Annotated in this window: 13 protein-coding genes, 1 tRNA gene and 2 pseudogenes; 12 read left to right on the top strand and 4 right to left on the bottom strand. The window is 57.5% G+C overall.

All coding sequences use genetic code 11. The features are described from left to right. Positions 1 to 18 precede the first annotated feature (18 nt). The 7 genes and pseudogenes from P0120_21810 to P0120_21780 all read left to right on the top strand — a co-directional run bounded on the left by P0120_21810 (position 19) and on the right by P0120_21780 (position 14,537). Positions 19 to 94, top strand: a tRNA-Thr gene (locus P0120_21810). Between the two features lie 402 nt (positions 95 to 496). Then, positions 497 to 622 (top strand): annotated as a pseudogene (locus P0120_21805) (IS5/IS1182 family transposase). 126 nt (positions 623 to 748) lie between these two features. Further along, entirely contained in the window at positions 749 to 4,789 is a 4,041-nt protein-coding gene (locus P0120_21800) for a hypothetical protein (protein MDF0676943.1), read from the top strand. Continuing rightward, positions 4,786 to 10,680, top strand: coding sequence for a hypothetical protein (locus tag P0120_21795; GenBank protein MDF0676942.1), 5,895 nt, complete (start codon positions 4,786 to 4,788; stop codon positions 10,678 to 10,680). Before P0120_21800 ends, P0120_21795 begins: the two co-directional genes overlap by 4 nt. Positions 10,681 to 12,049: 1,369 nt before the next feature. Then, positions 12,050 to 13,276: a S8/S53 family peptidase gene (locus P0120_21790; protein ID MDF0676941.1), complete on the top strand. Its 1,227-nt coding sequence runs from the start codon at positions 12,050 to 12,052 to the stop codon at positions 13,274 to 13,276. A 578-nt stretch (positions 13,277 to 13,854) separates the two neighbouring features. Further along, positions 13,855 to 14,112 carry a type II toxin-antitoxin system prevent-host-death family antitoxin gene (locus P0120_21785; protein ID MDF0676940.1) on the top strand — a complete coding sequence of 86 codons (258 nt, stop codon included), beginning with the start codon at positions 13,855 to 13,857 and terminating at the stop codon, positions 14,110 to 14,112. Further along, positions 14,109 to 14,537: a type II toxin-antitoxin system VapC family toxin gene (locus P0120_21780; GenBank protein ID MDF0676939.1), complete on the top strand. Its 429-nt coding sequence runs from the start codon at positions 14,109 to 14,111 to the stop codon at positions 14,535 to 14,537. Before P0120_21785 ends, P0120_21780 begins: the two co-directional genes overlap by 4 nt. 206 nt (positions 14,538 to 14,743) lie before the next feature. Here the strand turns inward: P0120_21780 and P0120_21775 are convergent. Then, a pseudogene (locus P0120_21775) lies at positions 14,744 to 14,956 on the bottom strand (DUF433 domain-containing protein). A gap of 694 nt (positions 14,957 to 15,650) precedes the next feature. Here P0120_21775 and P0120_21770 point away from each other — a divergent pair. Next, on the top strand, positions 15,651 to 16,928 hold the full coding sequence (locus tag P0120_21770) for a DUF4382 domain-containing protein (protein ID MDF0676938.1): 1,278 nt from the start codon (positions 15,651 to 15,653) through the stop codon (positions 16,926 to 16,928). A 177-nt stretch (positions 16,929 to 17,105) separates the two neighbouring features. Here P0120_21770 and P0120_21765 read toward each other — a convergent pair whose 3' ends face one another. From P0120_21765 to P0120_21755, 3 genes are all read right to left on the bottom strand, one after another. Beyond that, positions 17,106 to 17,630 (bottom strand): DUF3015 domain-containing protein, encoded by a 525-nt coding sequence (locus tag P0120_21765; GenBank protein MDF0676937.1) that lies wholly within the window; start codon positions 17,628 to 17,630, stop codon positions 17,106 to 17,108. A gap of 560 nt (positions 17,631 to 18,190) precedes the next feature. Beyond that, entirely contained in the window at positions 18,191 to 18,484 is a 294-nt protein-coding gene (locus P0120_21760; protein MDF0676936.1) for a tyrosine-type recombinase/integrase, read from the bottom strand. A 274-nt stretch (positions 18,485 to 18,758) separates the two neighbouring features. After that, positions 18,759 to 19,052 (bottom strand): hypothetical protein, encoded by a 294-nt coding sequence (locus P0120_21755; GenBank protein MDF0676935.1) that lies wholly within the window; start codon positions 19,050 to 19,052, stop codon positions 18,759 to 18,761. 318 nt (positions 19,053 to 19,370) lie between these two features. Here P0120_21755 and P0120_21750 point away from each other — a divergent pair, with 318 nt between their 5' ends. The 4 genes from P0120_21750 (at position 19,371) to P0120_21735 (ending at position 22,776) form a co-directional block, all read left to right on the top strand. Beyond that, positions 19,371 to 20,099: a TVP38/TMEM64 family protein gene (locus P0120_21750; GenBank protein ID MDF0676934.1), complete on the top strand. Its 729-nt coding sequence runs from the start codon at positions 19,371 to 19,373 to the stop codon at positions 20,097 to 20,099. 53 nt (positions 20,100 to 20,152) lie between these two features. Then, complete coding sequence (locus P0120_21745; GenBank protein ID MDF0676933.1) at positions 20,153 to 20,602, top strand: multiheme c-type cytochrome; 450 nt, start codon at positions 20,153 to 20,155, stop codon at positions 20,600 to 20,602. Continuing rightward, a complete protein-coding gene (locus P0120_21740; GenBank protein MDF0676932.1) occupies positions 20,599 to 21,417 on the top strand; it encodes a hypothetical protein in 819 nt (272 codons plus the stop codon). The genes P0120_21745 and P0120_21740 overlap by 4 nt, the downstream gene beginning before the upstream one ends. 114 nt (positions 21,418 to 21,531) lie before the next feature. Then, positions 21,532 to 22,776 (top strand): PepSY-associated TM helix domain-containing protein, encoded by a 1,245-nt coding sequence (locus P0120_21735; GenBank protein MDF0676931.1) that lies wholly within the window; start codon positions 21,532 to 21,534, stop codon positions 22,774 to 22,776. Positions 22,777 to 22,787: the final 11 nt, after the last annotated feature.

Below are 22,787 nucleotides of genomic sequence, written 5' to 3'. Positions count from 1 at the left end.
CCTCTGTTTCGCCAAGGTGCCGGCGTAGCTCAGTTGGTAGAGCAGCGGTTTCGTAAACCGCAGGTCGCCCGTTCAATCCGGGTCGCCGGCTCCAAACCGCACTTCGTGTGTTCCGGCGGCTCATCAGGCGAAGCCTCTCCCCTTTGACGCCGCCGGATAAACACCCCCACTTGACCTGGTTTTATCCGCATTTCGTGCGGGCCGCCGGTCTATTCATCGACTTATCGTAATTGCTGGCGGCGGAAAAATCCCTCCAGTGTCATCTCTTCACACTGCAACACCAAGCTTCGCTCGTGCAGCAGTTGTAAAAGACTCCCGACCCCTTTATCACGACCCACCTATCCAGAAGAAAATCCTGCTTTCTACGGGTTTCACCCGATGAGCGAGCGAGTTTTTCCGCAACCTACTTAGGGCGTGTCATCAATTAATTTTCAGGATTCACAAGGCGATGACGGTGTGATTCACTATTCAGCGGCCGAAGGAGGGCATTTGGATGGTGAGATGGTACGGGCTGCGCGATGACCAATGGGAGAAGATCGAGCCTCTACAGCCAGGCCGCAAAGAGACGGTGGGCGTGACGGCGAAGGACGACCGGTTGTTTGTCGAAGCGGTGTTGTACCGGGGTTCCTGGTTGTGGTGTCTCACCACGTACCTTGAGGTAATAAATCGCTCCTCGTGTCCACCTTCCTTCACGTGCTGTCTTGTGTTATAAGGAAACCCCCTTTTTCTAAAAACGGTAATAATACATATGCCGACATTCTCATTGAATGCAGTCCCCGGACTTCTCGGGCAGATCACGATCACCGAAAATGCGTCTGGAGTTCCGGCGCAAATCGGACTCAACGACACCGTACTGTTCCTGCCCGGCTCCCAGAAAGTCGATGTCCAGGCCTCGCATCAGAAGGATACTAATAACAAACACCTGCTCACGCTGATCGCAGTTCTTCAATCGGCCCCGAACTTGATCGGCGGCCAAATCTCGCTCACCAGCCTCACACTCACCCTCCTGTTCGTCGCCGATAGTACCGGCACCCTGGTGCTGGATACCACCGCCGCCCCCGTCACCGCACAGGGAAGTGCGCGGTGGACCGGCGCTTCCGCTCTCGGCATTCAAGGCGGAGTGGATCTCACCATCCGCTATGTTTTCCGCCGGGACGGTCCCGGCGGATTCGTCCTGGCGCTGGCGAACACACCCGTGGCGATGCCGGGCGGCTTCGCGGAAATTTTGCAGGGCGAAATCGGCGTTGAGGTTCTGGCTGGCGAGGCCGCCTTCGCCGTCTTCGCGCGCGGCCAGGCACGCTTCACCCAGGGCGGCATGGGCCAAGTGAATCAACTGTTGGCGCGCGTGTTCCCTGGCCAGCCCGCTGTCCAGCCCTTGGGTTTCGAGGTCCGCCAGAAATTCGGCCTGGTAAACGGAGCCATTCCCTCCTCGCCGTCCTCTTTCGGCCCGCCCCTGTTCACCATCGACTGCAACTTCGGAGCCGGGCCCGCGCCCGCGCTCACCAACGCGCCTCAACCGCTCCGCATCGATCTAGGTTTTCCGCGCTTCAGCCTCCCCCTCGGCGGCGGTGGATGGAGCCTGCACTTTCCCAACACCGGAATCCGCTTCCCCGATATTCCGTCGCTGACACCGTTCAGCCTTTCTGGCATCTTGCACCTGGAGAGCGGCCCGGTCAACCAGTTGTCATTTCAGCCGGCCCAATCCGGCGAGTTCTCGCTGTCCGATCCGCTGCGCTTCTTGCTGGACCGCCTGGGATGGAACGGCACCCGCACTCCACTCGACCGCGTGCCCTCCGAGGCCAGCCAGTCCGTCGGCGAATTCGAATGGCAGGACCTGTTCCGCAACCTAATGCCTGATCCAATCCCCAGCGCGGGCATCGATGTCGCCGCCCTGGCGCAACAGTTGGGCGCGGCTATCCAGAGTGCCTTGCAGAACGCTGGGCTGGAAATCGAGCGCGTGTTTCTAACCGCCTTTCGCGGGCTCGAAACCGGCGGACCCGCCGCCTTCCAGGCTGGCTGGCACAACTGGTTCACCGCAGACATCGGGCCGGCCGATCCCGTGGCGAAATTGCCCGGCCTTCTGCTTTCCCTGCAAAGCCTGGGCGGAGCGGCCTGGAACGATGCCATGCAGGCTCTTTTCAGCCGCAACTTTTCCTTGCCCGATTTCGGCCGAGAGTATGTGAAAAGCTTTGCCGCCTCTTCCGACCTGCGCTTCCTGGATTTCCTCTCCACTTGGGAACGCATCCTCGCGAACTTGTCTCCGGCGCAGATCGGCTCTCTGGCCGGCGGATGGATGAACGCCATTGTCCGGTTGCCGGAGTTGAGCCCCTCGCGCAACTTTCCACCGCTCCCCGGCATGACGCTACCGCGCATGGCCACCGGCGAAGGCCTGCTGACGGCTACCTTCGGGCAAATGATCCGAACCGCAGCACAAGGCGGCTCTTCGCGGTTCAGCGATTGGCTCACCGAGATCTTCGGCGCCACCAAGCGCTCTGATCGCGACGAGGCGCAGCGGGCTCGGGAGGCATATCAGAACGCGATCGATGCCGCCGGTAAAGATGCGCCAGAGCTATCGCTCATTCAATTCCTCCACCTGGTCGTGGCCATTCTCCGCAAGAATGCCTTCCCCTGGTGGCAACTGATCGCTAACCCGCCCGAGGCGCGAGATCCCCACACCTGGCGCAAGCTTTCTGCGCCGGGATCCGGTCCACCCAGCGCCAAGAGAAAGTACCTAATATTTTCCGACGTGCATCGCGACCGCGAGCAAGATGCGCATCCGGTCGACCCCGACAATCTCCGATTGTTTCAATCCATCGCGCATTTTACCAAGAACAAGGATCTGTACCTTGCGGCGCTCCAATACGCCAACAGCCGGAAGTACACGGTGATCGAAAACGGCGATTGCGAGGAGCTTTGGTTCTACACCGACATTGAGGAACTGAACCGCGAAGAGGTCATCGACGGCCAGCGTTACAAAGGACGCCCGAAGCTCCTCAAGCAGATCCTCAAGACGCATCCGAGTATCTACACGGAGCTGCGCAAATTGCACCAGTCCGGACGCTATTTCCGGACCTACGGCAATCACGATCATTTTCTGCGAGACCCGGAGTGCGTCAGCCTCATGAACGAGGTGATGACGGGTAGTGCAAACACGGCCTTTCCGATCTATGACTTCCTGATCATCGACGGCGTCAAGGCCATGACAGAACACACTTGGCTGAGCAAGGCTGGTGACATCGCCAAGGTGATCCATGACGGTCAGCCGATCGACAGCATCGTCCGGGATCTACCCAAAGGCATTGTCGGCATGGACTCAGCCGACTACACCGACCGGTGCCGCATGCTGATCGCGCACGGGCACCAGTGGGACTTCTACAACTGCGACGAAAACAACTCGATCGGACAGTGGATCGCCGGCCGCGTGGCGGTTCCCGCGGATATGCTCATGGACAAGGTGCTGGCCTATCGCGGACTGGCCTACGGAGGCAACCCGCGCGTTGACTTCGGCGAGATTCTCTCCAAGTTGATCGTTACTAGCTCCTGGCCCACAGAGCAGGACGCCGTCCGCATGGCCCACCAGACCCAACACATGAACAACTCCGACCGCCAATTGCTCGACAGCCTGCTGTACAAAGAGAGTTTCGCGGCGATCACCGGAAGCTTTGGTATCTCCTTGAACGCCGAAGACGGCACGACGCCGGAAACCACGCGCCGCAACATCAGCGGGATCAAGGACAGGGTCGACTATCTGCTGAAGCACCACAACCATCACTTAGCCATCGGGCACACACACAACCCCCACAGTCAGCCGTTTTTTGCACTGCACAACGCAATGTCTGGGCTACCGATGCTGGGCAATCTGTTTAGCGCCCTGACGAGCTTACTCCCATTCAAACCCAATCTGTTCAAGAGCAAATATTTTAACAGTGGAACGTGCGGCTGGTGGGATGGCGTACTGTGGGCCATCGAAATCGACGAGGACGGCCAGGCACGGCTGGTTTTCTGGACCAGGAACAACCAGATCAACAAGCCTGAGGTGATGGACTGGGAACTCACCGCTTGGAATCCATCGCTGGCCAGGTCTGTCGATCAGGCAATCGAGGACCTGCGCAACTTCCTTCGCGATGGGGCGGTTGGCATGGCTGACGAAGCCGAGCGCGTCCTGAAACAGCTCACCGGTTACCCGGCCGAGATACTGCATATCGCCGTGGCACTGGGCGAAGACCTGGCGAAGTCCGTGTCCAGCAGTTTCGAAGAGCTGGCTGGCGGCGCGAAGCAGGTTGTTGAAACCGTTGCCGAGCGCATCGGAGCCTTGCGCGCTGACTTCACCGCTTTCTTGCTCAGGCTGCAATCGCGCGCCCTCGGGTTCCGTACAGAACTCAAAGACACGCTCTCCTTTGAAATGTCGCTGAGCAGCGCTGCGGCGGACAAGATCCGCCAGTACCGTGACCTGCTATCGAAGCCGGGCGACAGCGCAGACCAGGCGGCCCTGGCGCTTCACGCCGCCGTCATCGCCTACCCGATCGCCGACAAGTTCCCACGAGGCCTTATTCCTGGCTCCAACAACAACTACGCCCTGTTTCCGGAACGTGCCCTTGCCGACATCAGCTCGCCCATGCTGGCGGCCTTCTCAACTTTTTTGGCGATGTTCCCACCCCAGGGCAAACTCGCCAAGGTTGGTGACCAGGCAATCACAACCCATCTGTCGCTGAACGACAAAACGCTGAAGCTCACTGTCACTGTGGAAACGAACCCGGCGGCGATTCCCAATCCCGAGCCAATCGTATGAGCGACGCGCTGCTCGCACAGCTCAAGCGGATAGGGCTCACCCAAATCCCGCCCGACGCCGTGCACCCTCAGGCGCGCTGGGCGTTCGAGGCCACTGCCGGACTCTTTGATTTCGCGGGAAACCCATCTGGACTTGCCGATCTCCGTCTCGGAATCGGTAACGCGCCCAATGCCGATCAGGTGCTCGGTGCCACACAGACCGATGGATCACCGGGATTGGTCCAGGGCCTCTCGGAGGCGAAAGGATTGTGGCTGGGATTCGGCATTGACGCCGCGCTCAACGATGGTGTTCCAGACCGCCCCGTTTGGCTCGCCGTGATCACCAGCCAGGGGCTTGATCTACTGGGCGCCCACCCTATCCCGCCGCCTGCCCAGGGCGAGCCGGCGCTCGATACCGGGGGGCTACTCGAGTTCTCGAATCTCCTGCTTCGCGTGCGGCTCCGGGCAGCTGGCGCGGCCGTGGAACGATGTGAAATTTCCATCGAAGGGGAGGCCACGCTGCGCGCCGATTTCGGTCCCTTTCGGCTGACCGACCCCAATCATCCGCTGACGGCAGGATTCAAGCTCGGCATAGCCGGTGCACTGCCAGCCGACCTCGGCGTCGTGCTCCGCAATCCGTCTGCCATTCTCGACCAATCGTTCCGGGGCGAGCTCAGCCTCAAGTATGAGACTAACCGCCCCATCCCCTTTGCCGGCGCAAACCTCACTGGCACCCACCATATCGAATTCCGCATTCAGGTCACTTCGCCCAGCCGTTCGCGCGCGCTCTCGCTCGACCAGGTCACCTACACCCACGCCTCCAGTGGGTCTGTGACCGTCGGAGGCGCGGCCGCGGTCCGTTTCGACGCCCTGCGGCTGCGAGCGGAAGTCATGCACTGGTCGAAGGGTGTGGCGTCGGCCATCGACTTCAGCGGCGAAGCGGACGTCGCACTACCCCCCGCCGTGCAGAACATGATGGCTGGTTCCGGCAGCGGGCACGCGCTCATCCAGTTGCACCACGAAGGCGCTGGTTTAGCCGAGGCTTTTCATTTCGGCATCGCGCTCGACCAATTAGAACTGAAGCCCGAAGCGAATCCTCTGGCGCTCGGCAGCGCGGATCTTAAGCTCACCCTGTCCCATACGGGGAGCGGGCCGTGGACCATCGCTTTCTCGGCCGACCTGCGCCAATCCTGGACGCGTTTGGCGCAGACCCTGCGCGAGCGCCGCATTGTCTCGCTGCCGCCCGACGCCGGGTTCCCCGACTTCGAATCGAGCTTCGCGCTCAGGCTCGCCGGAAACAGCTGGAGTATCCGCCTGGCCCTGCTCCTGGCCGAGCCCGGAAGCACCGCGCCATACAACGGACCGCTGGGGCCGCTTCCCCTGCAGGCCGGAAGCGTATCCATCGAACTGACGGGCGCGCAGAATGGATCCCAGTGGCAGTGGACCGCGCAGGGCACCGCGAAGATCACCACCCGCGGCGAACTCCAGCAGCTCGCGCCGGTGCAGAACTTGCCGGTATCTGTCCGGCTGTCGACGCCCTCCGATGCGTCGCAGATTCCCGAACTCGAGTTCACCGCCGCAGCAGGCCTACCGCCCCTGAAACTGCCGCCCCTGCACCGCGTCGGTCCCCGGCTCGATCTCTTTCGTCTGGACCGCCTGACTCTTGCGCTGGGAACTGGCTTCCGCTTTGAATCCGACGTGTCGCTGCTGCCGAATCTCAGCAACGTGGCGCGTCGCGTCGGCCTGCCGGACCCGCTGCGCAGTCTGCTTGATCCGTTGATCGGTACGGTGCAGGGCACCGTGGGCAAGCTCATGCTGAACCTCCCACTGGCGGCCGGTGACGCCCTACACGGCGATCTCTTGCTGACGCCCGGCCCTGACGTGCAGCCTCTGGACCTGTTCCGCATCTTCGCCGGCATGGTACCGGGAACGCCCCACGCGGCCGCGGCAGATCCCTCGGCGTCCGTTGCGGTGAACCCGCTGCTACTGATCACACCGAGTCAAGTACGCTTCGTCGTTGATGTCCCTCCCGGCGGCGAGCCCAACACGCGCTTCTTGGCGTCGATTCTGTGCAATGTATACGGGGAAACCTTCGATGCCGTCCTCACGATTACGGTTAGCGGCTCGGATGTGGAGATCTCGCTGCTGGTCGGTGTCGCAGATCCGATTGTGATCCGCATCCCCTCTTCGGGAACTACGCTGCTCGCCGCGGGGATCGACCAGTCGGTCAACAACGTCCTCGATCTTTACCAGCTCCGCACGAACTCACCCGCCGCACAACAACTCCGCAGTACAGCGGCGCAGATCAAAGCCGTCCTCAGTTCGCAGGAAAGCGACGTTCTATTCGCCTTCGAGTTCACGAACATGGGCATCACGTTGCGCCTTTCTGGGAGAGCAAACCCGCTTACCATCGCGGGCGGCCTGCGCTTGGTGCAGTACCCATCCCTGCTCGACGCGATCTTCACTGGACCTCCGCCAGAGCTGATTGTGGGCAGCTCGGGCACCAGCGTTTTCATTGAGCTGCGGCCCGTCCCTGTCGGCAGCGCCGGCACGCCGCCCGCTCCCCTGATTCACTTCCCGATCACCGACGTCGACTACATTGACATCCGGCTCCACGCCCTCCGCATTGGCTACGGCTGGGACCCGCCGGCCTTCGAGCTGACACTGCGCAGCGACGTCGTCACTCCCAACCGCCCATTCGCCGGAGGTGTCGGATTCCGCCTAGCCCAAGGGACCTCACCCAACGCAGCAGCATCGATGGACCTCGAACTCCAGGTTCCTGCGGCTGGCGCTGTTCCAATCGCTCAGTGGGATTTCGATTTTCGCGGCTCGAATCCGGCTCCGGACCGACGCGGACTCGAATTCATCATCGGCCGAGATAACCGCAACCGGTTTCTGACCCTGCATCTTCGCCAGACCTCGTTCAGCCCGACCCTATTTCTGCTCATGCCCGGCGGCGTCCTCGATTGGGGCATGTTCTTTGGCCCGCCGCCAGAATCCCGCACACAGAAAGACTTCTACTTCGAGTTCCGCATGGGCCGTGCCACCATGATCACCATCAATCCGGTGATCGGCCTGATGATGAACCCCTTCGCCGCAATCCCTCCGTTTCTATCGGCGACGCCCCCATTCTGGGTGATTCCCCCGATCATGATGGGCGACTGGTTCACCGATGAAACAGGTCAGACCGGTCTCGAGCTGCGAGCCAACATACCGGCCCTGTGCCAGTTCGAGATCGTGTTGAAGCGGCCTCTGCCCAGCCTGAATCTCCAGATGTTTCTGGAGATCGCCTTGCTCGTCATTCAGGAATTCGCCGTCGAGCTGCCGGCCAACTCTTCCCTGCGAAACCTGTTCTATGCCGGTCTCAGCGGCAGCCTCAAGATTCCCGCTTTGGCCGCCATCTTCGGGGCCGACAACGCGAATCTTGCCGCACACATCGAATTCAACATGGTGGACGTGGTCAACGGGGCTCTGCAGCTGGCCAGGGACGTCCGAAAAGTGCTCGAAGACGCAGGCCAGGCTGCTTCGCGCGCTGAGCAGATGGTGGCGGACATGCTCGAGGACCCGTCGCTGATTGTTCGCATGATCCCACGCAATCAGCGGGCTGTGAAATTCCAGTCGCACTTCCAGGCGCTGGGCCTCTCGCTCGATTGCAATCTCTCGGCCTACCTGCTGCTGCCAGAGGAAGTGGAGGCCGAACTCCGCATGTTCCACCAGGACCAGCGCAAGAAGGGCAAGGGCCTTGCCTCCCTGCGCGATCCGGAGCCCGCCGGTCCCCTCATCGACCTTCCGCCAGAACTGCACTCCACTCTGAACATCATGCGTGAGGGAATCTTCGATCCGCGAACCTTCGTTTCCCAAGGTCTGGTAGCGCGTATGCAGCGCAACGGGGAAGCGAAGTTATGGCGCCGGCTTGGCCCGGCGATGGAGGCCCGCCGACAGACCCTGATTGAGAACAAGGCTATGGCGGCGGCGCGCGCCGCGGACAATGCAGATCCCGACGCCCGCCATGCGGCTCTGACGAAGCATAACCTCGCCGATACCGTGCCGGCGGTCGAGCGTGTCCTGCGAAGCCCACACCTGCCCCCTCCCACACTCGGTCTCTCGCAGCGCGCAACCGCGATCTACCGCGTGGTCAGGCCGGCGATCGAGTCCCAAAAAATCTCGGTCGAGTTCCGGCACCGGCTGGGAGATAACGTGGCGAGGCTGGCGGAGGCCCTTGCCTCGGGTGCTGTGCAACTCAGCCGCGGCGGCCGGGTGGAGCTGAGCACGACCCGCAAGGACCTCTATCGAAACATGCTCGGCGGCATCGGAAAGGTTAAGGATGACCTGGACAGCCAGTTGGACGCCATGATGGCTCCCCTGCTGCCCTCCGGACCACTCACCCCAGGGCAATTCTCGGCGCTACAGAAAGAGATCGCCCGCAAGCTGGCGCCCGCCATCGAAGGATTCCTTGAGATCCTGCCCAAGCGCGAGTTCGCGCCTCGCGATCTATCCAGCATTGCCGGAAGTATGCTTGCCAGCCTGACCCGCGTCGGGATCAATACGATCCCCGATATTCATTCTGTTTCCCGCTCCTCGGTGTGGTTCGACGGCAACAAGCTACGGCAGTGGTTCAATAGTCGCTGGGGAGGCAAACTTCCCAGTCTAGGGCAGCCCCAGTTCCCGAACGAGCTAGAGGAATCCAAGGGCTTCGAAATCCGCCTACGTAAAGAATACGAGCAATTAGCACCCGGCTTCGCGATCACGGTTCCCAACCAGGCAGCCTCTTTCACCGTGAAACTGGAAGGCGGCGCCTGGCACATCGTCCTCGGAACGGGCGCGGGCGCCTTACGCACGGACCTCCCTGCCGCCGTGGTCGCGTCCGTGCCGTTCGGACCGCGACGCGCTCGCCAGTTGCAGGCCCGCTTCCATGTCGCGGTGAAACGGGTGAAGCGGTCGCTGACGAGCGAGGAGCGCTCCTGGCAGCGGAAGGACCCGTACGAGACAATCAAGGGCCTGCACAAGCGTTCGATCTTCTATTCACCGGAGTATCAGATTCGCCCAGACGGGGGACGGCGGGGCGCGTTCTATCTCGCCGATCTGTTGCGGAAAACCAACGGCGATTACGTGACCCTGTCGCAGCCGATGGCGATGTTGGGCTTCCAGCTCTCGCTGCTGAAACCGCATTCGGACAAGGGGGGGTTGCAGGGCGGCCTGTCAGTTCGCTTCGCCGGATTCGCCTCGCCGGGCGGACAGCTTCTTGCGTTTGGCGCCGCCAACACCACCGTCGGCTTTGAGGAATTCTCCGCCAAAATCCAGGGCGAGTTTCACTTGGCGGTGGGCGATGTGGGGCCGGTCACGATTCCCGGGGGACCGTCCGTAGAGCCTAATAGTGTCGGGTTTCACGGCGTGGCCGAGCTTCGCCATGGAAGCCAGACCATGTTCCGTGGCAACGCGGCCGGATCGCTGGTGGCCGCCGACAGCCGTTCGGAACTGCGGCTGAAAGTGGCAACCTCGATCGACTGGTCCCACGAGCTGGAGGTCGGCGAGGTCAAGATGCTCAAGGTCTCTGTGCAATCGGACCTCACTGTGGATGTCACATTGGGGCGCTTCCTTAACGCGTTGCTCGACCAGAAGGTGACCGTGTCCTACGCTTTCGGCACGGTTCGCACTAAGGAAGTCGATGTCGAGGTCACACTGTGCCTCCTAGGTGGCTGTGTCACCTTCGTCGAGGGCACTGTCGAAGTCCCAGATCTCGGCCATCCCCCGGAATGGGGAGAGTGGAAAACCGTCAGCGGGAACATTTTCCTCAACCTGCGATCCGGCCCGCAGCCGTCATTTTCCTGTGAGGTGAGCGCCAATATCCCTATGCCCGGTGGTGGCACGTTCGAATTCAGTGCGGATCTGTCTTCGCTAGAGGCGATTTTCTAAAGAAGCCAGACATCAAGAAGCGATCGATTATTCATCAAGTGAAACCAACCGTAGAAATCAATCTTGCCAAATTCCAGACGTGATCAGTTTTTGACATAATGGCAGGATGGACTAACTGGGATTTCCAGGGAGCTGTGAAGTTGGATGTGCTTGCCAGGGTATTGCAGGTGGAAACAAAATCTGGCTCTGGTGAACACGTGAGAGAAATGTGGGCAAGCGGTAGATGGAAAGAAATCGCTGAATACTACTTACAAGATGTCTACGTCACCTATGCATGCTATTGCCGCATGAACTATTTGAACTCTCAAAAGTCCATTGAAGCTCTGGATAAGAGAGCTCTTCATAGTAAGAGGTTTAGCAACTTGAAGGTTTACCCCTCTGAATCTATTCCTCAACCGATGGATAGAGTCTCCCCCTACACCTGATCGCGCCCCGGAGACCTCGCTGAACACGCAACAGGCCAAGCAGCGCCCGAAGAGAATGGCCACAATGTCAAAAGATTGCGGCATTGCCCATGAAATTTAGGCCTTACGAAACCGGCTAAGAATGCCCTGCCAGGATGCATGGGGATGAATGGTAGCCAGGAGCAATGGAAGGTGAAAACCTCCTGGGTCTCGAATGCCCTGCCCTGAAGGGCCGCCTGCAATACCAAAGATGGAATACACACTACTGCACCTGTGATAGGTACTTGGTGGGTTCTAAAGACATAGCACGAGTCACGCAACGCGCATTTCATAGCTCGTGGTTCGTGTTGCGGGTTGGGTGCTGGGTGGTTTGGGTCGGTGGGTCGTGGGGGGCGTATATGGTGCTTGGGGCCCCTTAAGTTTTTGGCTCCCCTATATATCTTGAACGGTTGGTTTGAATTTGGGGCCACGACTTCAGAAATTTTAAACTGTCCACCCGGGGGTGGGTGATTCAGGTGTGATCTGTTGAGTCCGAGCTTGCTACCACGGCGCTACCGGAACAGGGCAAACCAGGGCCATCTATGGCCTCCTCCGGTGCGTCGGCAGTTATGGTTTTCTGTGGACTTAGATGGTTGGAGTTGGGACTAGAGACAATTCGTAAACCGCAGGTCGCCCGTTCAATCCGGGTCGCCGGCTCCAAACCGCACTTCGTGTGTTCCGGCGGCTCATCAGGCGAAGCCTCTCCCCTTTGACGCCGCCGGATAAACACCCCCACTTGACCTGGTTTTATCCGCATTTCGTGCGGGCCGCCGGTCTATTCATCGACTTATCTTCATTGCTGACGGCGGGAAAATCCCTCCAGCGTCTTCTCTTCACACTGCAAGACCAAGCTTCGCTCGCTCAGCAGTGGTAAAAGACTCCCGACCCTTTTACTTCAGGAGGGCGCGGAGGCAGAGGGAATTCTCATCGCCCATCCCGATACAGGTTATTGGCAGCACCCTGAAACCTGGACGGAGGCTCGAGGCAAGCGGCCGATCGATGCCACGAACGGGCGGAACTACTACGAAGGCGGCAACAACGCAGTCGATCCGCTGCTCAGTGATCGACGGTTGGATAACCCCGGGCATGGGACCGCGAGTGGGAGCGTCATTGTCAGCCCGTTCGGGTGCCAGCTGGCGAATGCGGCGGGATGCGTCAATGGGATCGCGCGTGGCGCTCAGTTGATTCCTCTGCGGGTGCACCGAACGGTGAGCCAATTCAACACGAGTTATCTCTCGCAGGCCATCCACGACGTGGCAGAGGGAAAGATTGTGGGACAGCCACGGCTTATGTCGATCGCGATGGGTGGGTCTCCCACACTGTCGATGTGGAAGGCGGTGAAAGCGGCAGAGAAGAACGGTGTCCTGATTGTCGCCGCAGCAGGTAATTATGTGCGCACCGTCGTCTGGCCGGCTCGATTCCATTCTGCCATTGCGGTCGCCGCCGGCAATGTGCGTTGTCAACCATGGAAGCATTCATCGAACGGGTCCGCTGTGGATATCATGGCGCCAGGCGAATCAGTCTGGCGGGCCACCCTCAATGAACAGCATGAACCTATCAATGGCATGGGCAAAGGCACGACGTTTGCCACGGGCCATGTGGCTGGGTCCGCCGCGCTCTGGTTGTCGGTGCATCGTCACGAGCCGGCATTTCAAACGCTTGCTGAACGAGGATTGCTAACTGAAACATTCCGCGCCGCTCTTCAGACAAGCGCCTGGCGCCCAGCAAACGGAACCAACCCGCCCGGCACTCAGTGCAACTCTACACAATGGGATTCCGACTATGGCACGGGCATACTCGACATTGCCGCGCTGCTCGATGTCCCGCTGAGCGGGATGCGGCCACGGGGGATCGTGGCTCGTGAAGAGGAGACTGTGCCGTTGTTTGCCTCGCTCTATCCGAAAGGAACAGATCCAGAACGCATTCGCGCGGATTATCGCGCGTTGTTTCCGTCATCGAGAAGTGAACAGGACGGCGACCTGAGTCATTTTGAAACGGAGATTCTCTACCACTATACCGTCGATGAAGAGGTCCAACGAGAGGTGGACGCGTTGGTGTCGGGTCAAAGCAGAGGCGAACCAGCTGACGCGGTGCGCCAAGCACTTCTCCGTGAGGACCTGTCGGGCCGTCTGAGACACACACTCAGTCAATGATGCACCCAACCGCCACGATGGGGTGATATCCATGTCTTCAAATCGGTGGGGGCTCTGTCAACTGAGCGGTTCGGGGATGGATAAATGCAGAGGTCGGCAGGCTCTTCGAAAGAAGCAACGACTCTGGTTGCCCATCTGTGCAGTAGCCTGGCTGCTTGTTGTGCCGGTGTCAGGACATGCGCAGAGCACGGAGAAATGCGGGGATGGCTCAATGGGGCAATTGGAGTGGACCATCAGTATGCACAACCACAACTCCTACAGGCTCGATAAGAAGTTCCAGGACATCTGGTACTTCCAGGGGCACATTCGTCCCGGTGTTATCGAAGCCATCTCGATCAAGCAAATTATTACGCACCTGGGAAGGCTTGGCGAGCGAAAAAGCGCAGTCCTCTTCCATCAGGTTGAGCACGGTCGACTCTCGACGTGGCTCATGACCTCACCAATTGAGAGGGGCGATCCTACGGGAATTCACCAAAGAGGGGAGCATCGTCTAACGCAGTTAGTTGCTGCATGCCCGGTGCTATGTTAAGCTAGCCAGTATCTAGCCAGATTAAATGGTGTCCGGGTATGAGAGGTATATGACCATGGCCGTTACGACAGTGGGACTTGCCGAAGCGAAGAACAAACTCTCTGAATTGATCGGCCGGGTCGCTCAAGGAGAAGAAATCACGATCACCCGTCATGATGAAGCTGTCGCCAAGCTGGTGCCCGCAAAACGAGCAAGTCGAGAAGAGGCCGTACAAGCGATCGAAGGGATTCGGGCATTGCGCACCAAGCATCCTGTTAAATTGACCACGGAGGACATTCTCAAGTTGAAGAATGTTGGGCGACGATGAACTTTGTGCTTGATTGTTCCGTCACGATGACGTGGCTATTTGACCATGAGGCCACCAAGGACACCGATGAATTGCTCGGAAAGCTGTCTGGGCCCGAGAAAGCGATCGTGGCCCAACATTGGGTTCTCGAAGTTGGCAATGTGCTGCTAGGCGCAGAGCGTTCGAAGAAGAAGACGCCAGCTGACACCACGCTGTTTCTCAATTTGCTGAGCAAGCTTGCCATTGAATCGGATGTTCATACGGAACACCATGCCACGACGGCCACGCTTGCGTTAGGGAGAAGGCATCAACTGAGCAGTTACGATGCCGCATACCTTGAATTGGCCATGCGTCTTGGTCTTCCGCTTGCCTCGCTTGATAGAACCCTACGCAAGGCGGCTCAAGCCGAAGGCATCCCTGTCCTCCCGGCCAAGATTCCCAGATAAGGATGTGCTGCTGAAGGGAACGTGCTGATCGGAGATCCATTTCGTCGGCGTCGAGGACCTGACGGCATCGGATGCGCTGCGGAGACCTGCTTCACCTACTGTCTTGATATCAACGCCTCGTTCGCATAAGCCTTGCACAACGGCTCTGGGAACGTGTTCGTCGAGATAGAACCTAATTTCCTCCGGCATTCAGCTTGTGCTTGAGCTTAGAGGGCGTGGCGTAAGGACTCAGCAAAGGCCTGGCTGTCGGCCATGTCTTTGTCGATATCGGCGCGATGATCAAAATAGTAGGCGAGGGCGGCATGGACATCGGCCAGCGTCAGGCCGTAGTCGCTGGCAATTTCATCGACGCTTTTCCCAAACCGTTCATGCCACATGACAATATCGCGCACGGTAATACGATGGCCCGCAATACGGGGTTTCCCCCCCCTGCAATATCAAGGCTCGTTTCAATGTGCTGATCTAATGTTTTCGTGGTCATGAAGGCCCCCCTTACTCGTACTAGCAACAGTTTCTACTGTAGCAGAGTTGTTTCTGATACACCAGACCCCCCCAGCTATCGGTGGTGTCTCTCTCCGATTCCCCTCTATGCGAATCTCCCCAGCCGATTCCACTGCCTTCACAACCGCCCTTTCCACCAGAATTCCAAAGACGATGTAGTACTCTACTCAACCTCCTCTGCTACCACGCTGCTACCAGGGCAGGGCAAACTGTCGCGATCTCACCCCCTGTCAGGGGAGTCCTGGTTTGTGGTTTCTTGTGGGGTTACGTTGTCTGAAGTTGGCTTTCCTGAAATTCGTAAACCGTAGGTCGCTGGTTCGATTCCAGTCGCCGGCTCCATCCTTTCAATAGCATAGAGGAGCCTCGCCAGATCGAACCGCTGCCTGCGCTAATTTTGTGCTAAACGAGCGTCTATCCTCTAGCGCCTCCACTCCTTCTCGCAAACTTTCTAGATAGTGATGGGCATACCGCTGCGTCGTGATCTTGATCTCAAGACTACTGAGCATGCACTTTGCCCGCTCTCCCGCCAGCCTACGCAACTTCCACAAATTGTTCGTCGACAAAGGGCTTTGATACGTTCCTCGTACGGATCTGATCACAGGAGGCATAACGATGGAGCATCCAGCACCCTGTCGCTCAATTCTCTGGATAGCGGCGTGGCTCTCAATCGGGCTCCTATCCGCCTGTAGCGGCGGCGCGGACGGTGGCGGCGTCAGCGCACCAGGAACTGTCAGTGTCTCTCTCACCGATGCACCGGCTTGCGGGTATGAGCAAGTCAATGTAACAGTGAATAAAGTTAGAATTCACCAGAGTGACTCGGCCAATGAGAGTGCTTCGGAGTGGACCGATATCACGCTCGACCCACCTCGCACGATCAATCTGCTGAGCCTGAATGATCCCACGCAGCCGAATTTCGCGCTCGAAAATTTAGGGGAAGCATCGCTTCCCGCCGGGCATTATACCCAGCTGCGGCTCGTATTGAGTGAGAATACTGGTAACCAAGCCAATGCGAATTGGATCGTCTTGGAGGGCCAAAATCCCAATAAGCCAAGCAACAGAATTCCTCTTGAGACACCGAGTGCCATCCGGTCCGGCATCAAACTGATTAATCAATTTACAGTGAAGAGCGGACAGCGGGTCGATCTCCTATTGGACTTTGACGCCTGTCATTCCATCGTCAACACGGGCAGCGGGAAGTACATTCTGAAGCCGGTCATCCGGATCATCCCTTATGTCCTGAACGGGATTGAGGGCTTTGTTGACACGGCCCTGCTCACTGAGCATCTTCTCGTCACTGCTCAACTCAACGGCGAGATAGTCCGTGCGACGGTGCCAAATAACAATGCGAATATGCCGGACTTACAAGGTAAGTTCTTTCTGGCTCGGCTTGTGTCCGGCAACTATGATGTCGTGATGACCGCTGATAACCATGCGCCAGCCGTCATCTCAAGGGTACCGGTCGCAGAGACGACCCGCACACCGATCAGCACGAAGAGTGCACCTTTTTCATTGGCGGCGTCCACACCGTCGAGAAGTATTAGCGGTCAAGTTGTCCTCAGCCCGGCAACGGACGATGTAACAGTCTTCGTGTTAGCAAAACAAGCGTTGAATGGAGGTCCCACCGTCACTATCCGTTCAGGTCCTGCCACGCTTATCGATGGACATCCCGAGGGCGATTCAACATATTTCCTCGATCAACTGGCTCCTGGAGCGCCAGCGCTCACCTCGTTCGGCACACTTCCCATCACTCCATCTTCGGCGGGCCAGGCCAGCATGGCCGGCAAGTATACTGTCCAGGCCAGGGCAACTGGTTACACCACAGAGTCGGCGGACAAGGATGTGTCCACTGCGAATCAAACGCAAAATTTCCAACTCACACAGACTCCATAGGTCAGAATGATGTTTTCGCGATTCGACTCTGGCTTGACGTTGAGGAGGACCTTTAGCGGCACCACGGGTCGGATAGTGGCGGGCTGCAAATTGACGCTTGGGCGAAGCCATATCTCAGGCTTTGGGCTCGGACGCCTGCCGATCTTTCAGGCGAACAAATGCTGAATTATCAAAAGTTCAATGGCGCCTCGTGTCCGACTGGGCCACTTTTGCCAAAATGGGATGTTTGCCCATGGCTTCTTCAATGGCGTGGAGGACCATCAGCGGGCTGGCGTCATCGGGCGACACGAGTGACGTGTAGCGGTCTTGGACCATGGAGAAGAACACCGGCTGATCCTCCGGTGCGATGCCAAGCAGGGTAGCGAGTGAGGATAGATGCTCGCCTTGTCCCTGTGCCATCTCCTGTTTCAGGCTGTCAAAAGCCCCGGCCGCGAAGTTGATACGCTTGTTCTTCATGACCACGCCATCATTTGTGCATCCTGAGGTTCCAAACGAAATGCCGAAGGTCTGGCTGCCAAAGGTCCCGTTCGTCGTCGCCATGAAGACTTGCGGCGCAATCTGCTTCTGTCCTCCGTAGTCAGACCAGGCGAGCTTTCCCAGTCCACATCCAGGCCCTTGGTCTGAATTTCCCAGCGCAGCCGCGATGCCGGTATGGGCTACTCCCGCGCACAGCGTGAGGCATACAATGATCACCGCTCTCATGAATCCCTCCTACTTCTGTCCTTAATAGAGGTACGATCAGCAGAACATGAACGCTCTCATCGTTCATCGCCCGGCTGAATAGTATCGCGATCGCGCACATCTTCAAAGTTTTTCGTTGGAATTAGTCGCAAGCGTATCATCGTCGAGAGTGGAGCGGATCGGTATTTGTTCCGTCACTACTCAGAAAGCACTTCCCGAACCTCTAAAGTTCATGAGTCGGCTACCGGACGAATGGGCCAAACGTTGGCCCATCAACTGTAACCATCTCGTATCTTCTTGGGTCTGCGCCTGAACGGCGAGCCTGGTTGCGAAGTATTTGTGAACTCGGTTGGCTTGGAACGGTCGTCCAAAACTCCCATGGTCATCATGACTGAACTGGCCTGGGAGCCGCTCCACAACGGGGTTCGGGCATTGAGCGCTACCGACTTTCTGGTAAAGCGGAATCAGTGTTTTCTTCCAGTTAGCTTTCTTAAACCACAGGTCGCTGGTTCGATCCCAGTCGCCGTCTCCAGCCTTTCAATAACTTAGAGAAGCCTCACCATGTCAAACCTGCGATTGTGCTAATTTTGTGCAACCGAGCGTCCTGCCTCAAGCGTCTCTACCCCTTCTCGCAAACTTTCCGGGTAATGATGGGCATAACGTTGAGTCACGACCGGTGCCTTATGCCCAAGGAGACGCTGCACCCTGTGCAGGTCCATGCCGCCTGTACAGTGCGTATTGTGCAAACGTATGGCGAGGTTATGGAAATGGAAATTTGAAATCTTTGCCAGCCTTCGCGCGGCATTCAATGCTCGTCGAATGTTGCTGCCATCCAGAGATGTTCCGGTGTGGGTGTGAAACATCAAATCGGTCATCCTACTTTCCACTGTTCAACAAGGCCAGTCGACGTCAGGCCAACGGTCGAGGTCGGTTCTTTGAGAAACAGGAAGCCTAAGAACGGACCTTGGCCGAACTCATGGATCGTTATGTGAGTGAACATGCGGCCAGGCGTGTGAATTAACGGTGAGAATTGACCAGTACACAAGACCTCAAAGCATTCTTTGGGAATCCAAGGCCGGACCCCATCACACCGAAGCTGATCGTGGCCGACAGCGATTCCTTTCTCCGGAACGTCCGGTTTTGGTTCAATTACGCCTTTATTCGGCGTTGAAGAAACAGGACTAACGCCATCAGCGTGGGCAATGGTGCAACAAGAAATGGTAACAACCAGAGCCACACGTTCTTACCCCGTACCCGGGTCTGGTCGATCATCCAAACGAAAAGCCAGATAACCAGGCCTGTATAGTTGAGAACAATCCAGCGAGTGACGAGCTTTTGTAGCGCACCCTCTTCTCCTGCGTGAACTTGAATAAAAGATAGTCCAAACGCGAGCCCAAAGGCTGCTAGTAATCCAATGACAAGCCGTTTACTCCAGACGTACATGTCAGCTCCCTTGTTTGGTTGATTGTTTTGACGCAGGTAACGTGATCACTTGTCTTAACTCAAACAATCAGCTCATCAATTTCTCCAGAAACTATAAGTAGGGCTGAATATCCGACCTGTGCCGTGACTGCCCATACCTTCAAAATCGGTTTGCCCTTTAAGAGGAAGCTATGTTATCCCCATGTCATATGGAGATGTCTACATATATAATGATATAGCTGAACAGAAGCCACACCCCTCCTGTTCAGAGTCACATGCCCTTTCTGTCCCAAACCCGTCAATGTATCCCAGTGAGTGAAATATGCATGGAGGAGTTTAATGGTCTTTGAGGAAACCGCTCTCACACGTAACGCCCCGACGCCATCTTCGATGATGGGAAGGCTCGTCGTCGTCACGCTATTTCTTGCGGCCATTGGAGCCTTTTATTTTTTCGACCTCATGGCGTATCTCTCTCTCGACGTGCTCAAGGCCAATCGGGATAAGCTCTTCGCTTTTACCGAAGAACATTATTGGTCGGCTGTTGGGTTGTTCATCCTAACCTATGTCGCTCAGACCGCCTTCTCGCTACCGGGTGCGACCCTGATGACACTCACCGGAGGGTTCCTCTTTGGGAGCTTGTGGGCCGCCCTCTATGTGAACATCGGTGCCACGACGGGTGCCACACTAGCGTTCTTGGCAGCCCGGTACCTGTTTCATGGCTGGGTGGAACAGCGGTTTGGCAACCGGCTCGCGGCGTTTCAGGAAGGTTTTACTCAAAACGCGTTCAATTATCTCCTCACCCTACGGCTCATTCCACTGTTTCCATTCTTTCTCGTGAACCTGCTCTCAGGGTTAACAAGGGTGAAGGCGGGAACCTATGTCGTCGCAACAGCCCTCGGCATCATTCCGGGTAGTCTTGCTTATACCTTTGCCGGTCGTCAGCTGAGTACGATCAATACGCTCGCCGAATTGGCTTCTCCTCGACTGCTCCTTGCCTTTACGTTGCTGGGTCTGCTGTTTCTGATGCCCGTGGTGTATCGTAAATTTGTGCGTCCTTCACAGCCATAGCAAAGGCAGTATCGTGAAATAGTGCACTTTGAAGCAAGGGGACGAAGCTATCAATGAAGTGGTTGAAGAGAATACTGATCGGACTCGTCGTACTGGGTGGCCTCACCTATTTGTACTATACCGAAGTGAAGCCGACAGTCATCTTTGGATTACGATCTGACTATGCCCATGCCATTCCCTATCAGAAAGTTCCTGAAGGCCTGACGAGTTTGAAAGCGGAGTCTTGTGGAACCTGTCATACCGACATCTACAACGAATGGAAAACCAGCATCCACTCGCAGGCCTACAATGATCCATTTTTCCATGCCTATTGGACGAAGGATAAACACATTTGGGTCTGTCTTAACTGTCACGCGCCGCTGGAAAACCAGCAGCCGACATTGATCAAGGACATTCCACGAGACAGGGTTGAACGCGCCGTGCAAGAGCCGAATCCACATTACGACCAAAGTTATCAACAAGAAGGCGTGACCTGCGCCGCCTGCCATTGCGGGACGGAGTGATCCTAGGGCCGTTCGAGGACGCCAAGGCTCCGCATCCGACGAAATATGACCCGATGTTTCGGACCACGCAACTCTGTTATCGCTGCCATAGCGTCGTGGGAGGACCGGCCCAGTTTTATAACGGAGGGCCTTGCGGAACCTATGCCGAATTCAAGGACGGCTACTGGATGAAAGAACGTGGATTTATCTGCCAAAACTGCCACATGCCGGAGATCGAACGGCCGGTGGCGGTCGGTGGTCCCATTCGTCAGGGACGGCAGCATCTCTGGCGGGGTGGACACGACCCTGCGATGGTCAAGCGGGCAATCGACGTGAAGGTGGTGGCCGTCCCGGCCGAGCCCAAACCCGGCGACAAGGTCCGGGTCACGCTAACCCTGATTAATGCGGGCGCGGGGCATAAACTCCCCACAGGGGACCCTGATCGCCACTTCACGGTCGAGTTTGCGGTGGAGAATCAGTACGGTAAGGTCTTGGAACAGCAGTCCGATACGATGGGGCGATGGATCCTGTGGCAACCGGCGATCATCGAACTGCACGACAATCGGCTTATGCCCTTGGCGAGTCGTGACTATACGTTTGAGTATCAAGTGCCGAAGGAACGCGCCGGGCTCAAATTAATCGCGAAGGTGCGCTACCACATCCAGACTGAACGGCAACATCAGATGCTGATCAACAAGTATGGCCTCACCGCGAAGGACCATTACAACTTCACCGTCTATGAACGAGCGGCGCCATTGACCGGCAATCTGGCAGACCATTTTCAGCACAATGGACCGTTCTTGCACATGGCATGCGCCGCCCAGAATCAGAGATGAAGCACAATCCTTACACTTGGGCAGGGTCGTCCATCCGGAAGCTCCAGGCCATGACATGGAGGCATCTATCATCGCAGCGCTAAAGGATGCCAGGCAAGGCAGTTCACGCACTCGATGAAAGGGATACATTCTTGGAGCGGTCTCCTCTTCGGCTGGCTGTTGTTCGCGGTCTTTCTGACGGGGACGCTTACCGTCTTTGACAACGAGATCACCTATTGGATGCAACCGGAGTTACTCGAGGTCTCGGCACATGCGCGTGATTTCAACGATACCGTCCCATCTGTCACGGAGTCACTCGTTCAGGTTGATCGCTGGGATGTGTCTATTCCCACAGATCGGCCGCCAGTCCTCTTGGTCAAATTGCAGGAGAAACGAACCTTCTCAGGCCAAACGATCAATCCGGTCACAGGAAAAATGATTACCTTCCGCGACACCCAGGGGGGAGATTTCTTCTATCACTTTCACTACGGATTGCTATTCGGGTGGCCCGGCGCCTGGCTGGTCGGTATCGCGGCGATCGTGATGCTCATCACCCTTGCCACCGGCGTATGTGGTCATCGGTGGACGTTCAAGGACGTGATGATGATTCGTCTTCGGCCTTATCCACGTGTCTTGTTGGATGCTCATAACCTGACTGGCATTCTCGTCATCCCCTTTCATCTCATGATTGCCGTCACAGGTCTCGCAATATTGTGGTCGATATATATGCCGGTGAACATCCCACTTCTCCGTGAAAGCGAAGGCACCCTGCCGTTGCTCTCTGTTCTGCACTTCGCTCGATTGGGAGGCAGTCCGATGCGGTGGCTCTATTTCATCATGGGATTGTCGGCCACCGTGATGATCGCAACAGGACTCGTCTTATGGACCACCAAGCGACAGAAATCCCAGGCGGGTCATTCAAGCGCGATGAGTCATCGCGTTGTTGAAATCCTCAATGTCGCCACAATGGCTGGGTTACCGGTGGCCGTGGGTGCGTTCTTCTGGGCCAATCGACTGTTGCCCATGGTGCTCACGGAGCGATCGCGCTGGGAGATCCGCTGTTTCTTTATCGTCTGGGGCCTTTGTCTTGTTCATAGTCTATTTCGACGATGTTCGATCAGGGCGTGGAGAGATCAACTGTACGGGTCGGCATTCCTGTTGGGAGCATTGCCCCTTCTCAATGGGTTGACGACAAATAGTCATCTGTTCATGAGCGTACCAATGGGACAATGGGCGATGGCCGGTGTCGATCTGACGGGGTTCACGATAGGGGTGTTGCTCGGCTGGGCTGCCCGACGGGTTGGCAAAGCCGCGGTGGAAATATCCAATAACCATACTGTTTCGATCATCGTGTCGGACCAGAGGCCGGCGCAGATGTGACTAGGCCGTTA

The organism is Nitrospira sp. (genome assembly GCA_029194675.1).
GTDB lineage: Bacteria > Nitrospirota > Nitrospiria > Nitrospirales > Nitrospiraceae > Nitrospira_D.
Note: the sequence above shows the minus strand (reverse complement) of the source record. Positions and strands in the feature narration are given on the sequence as shown.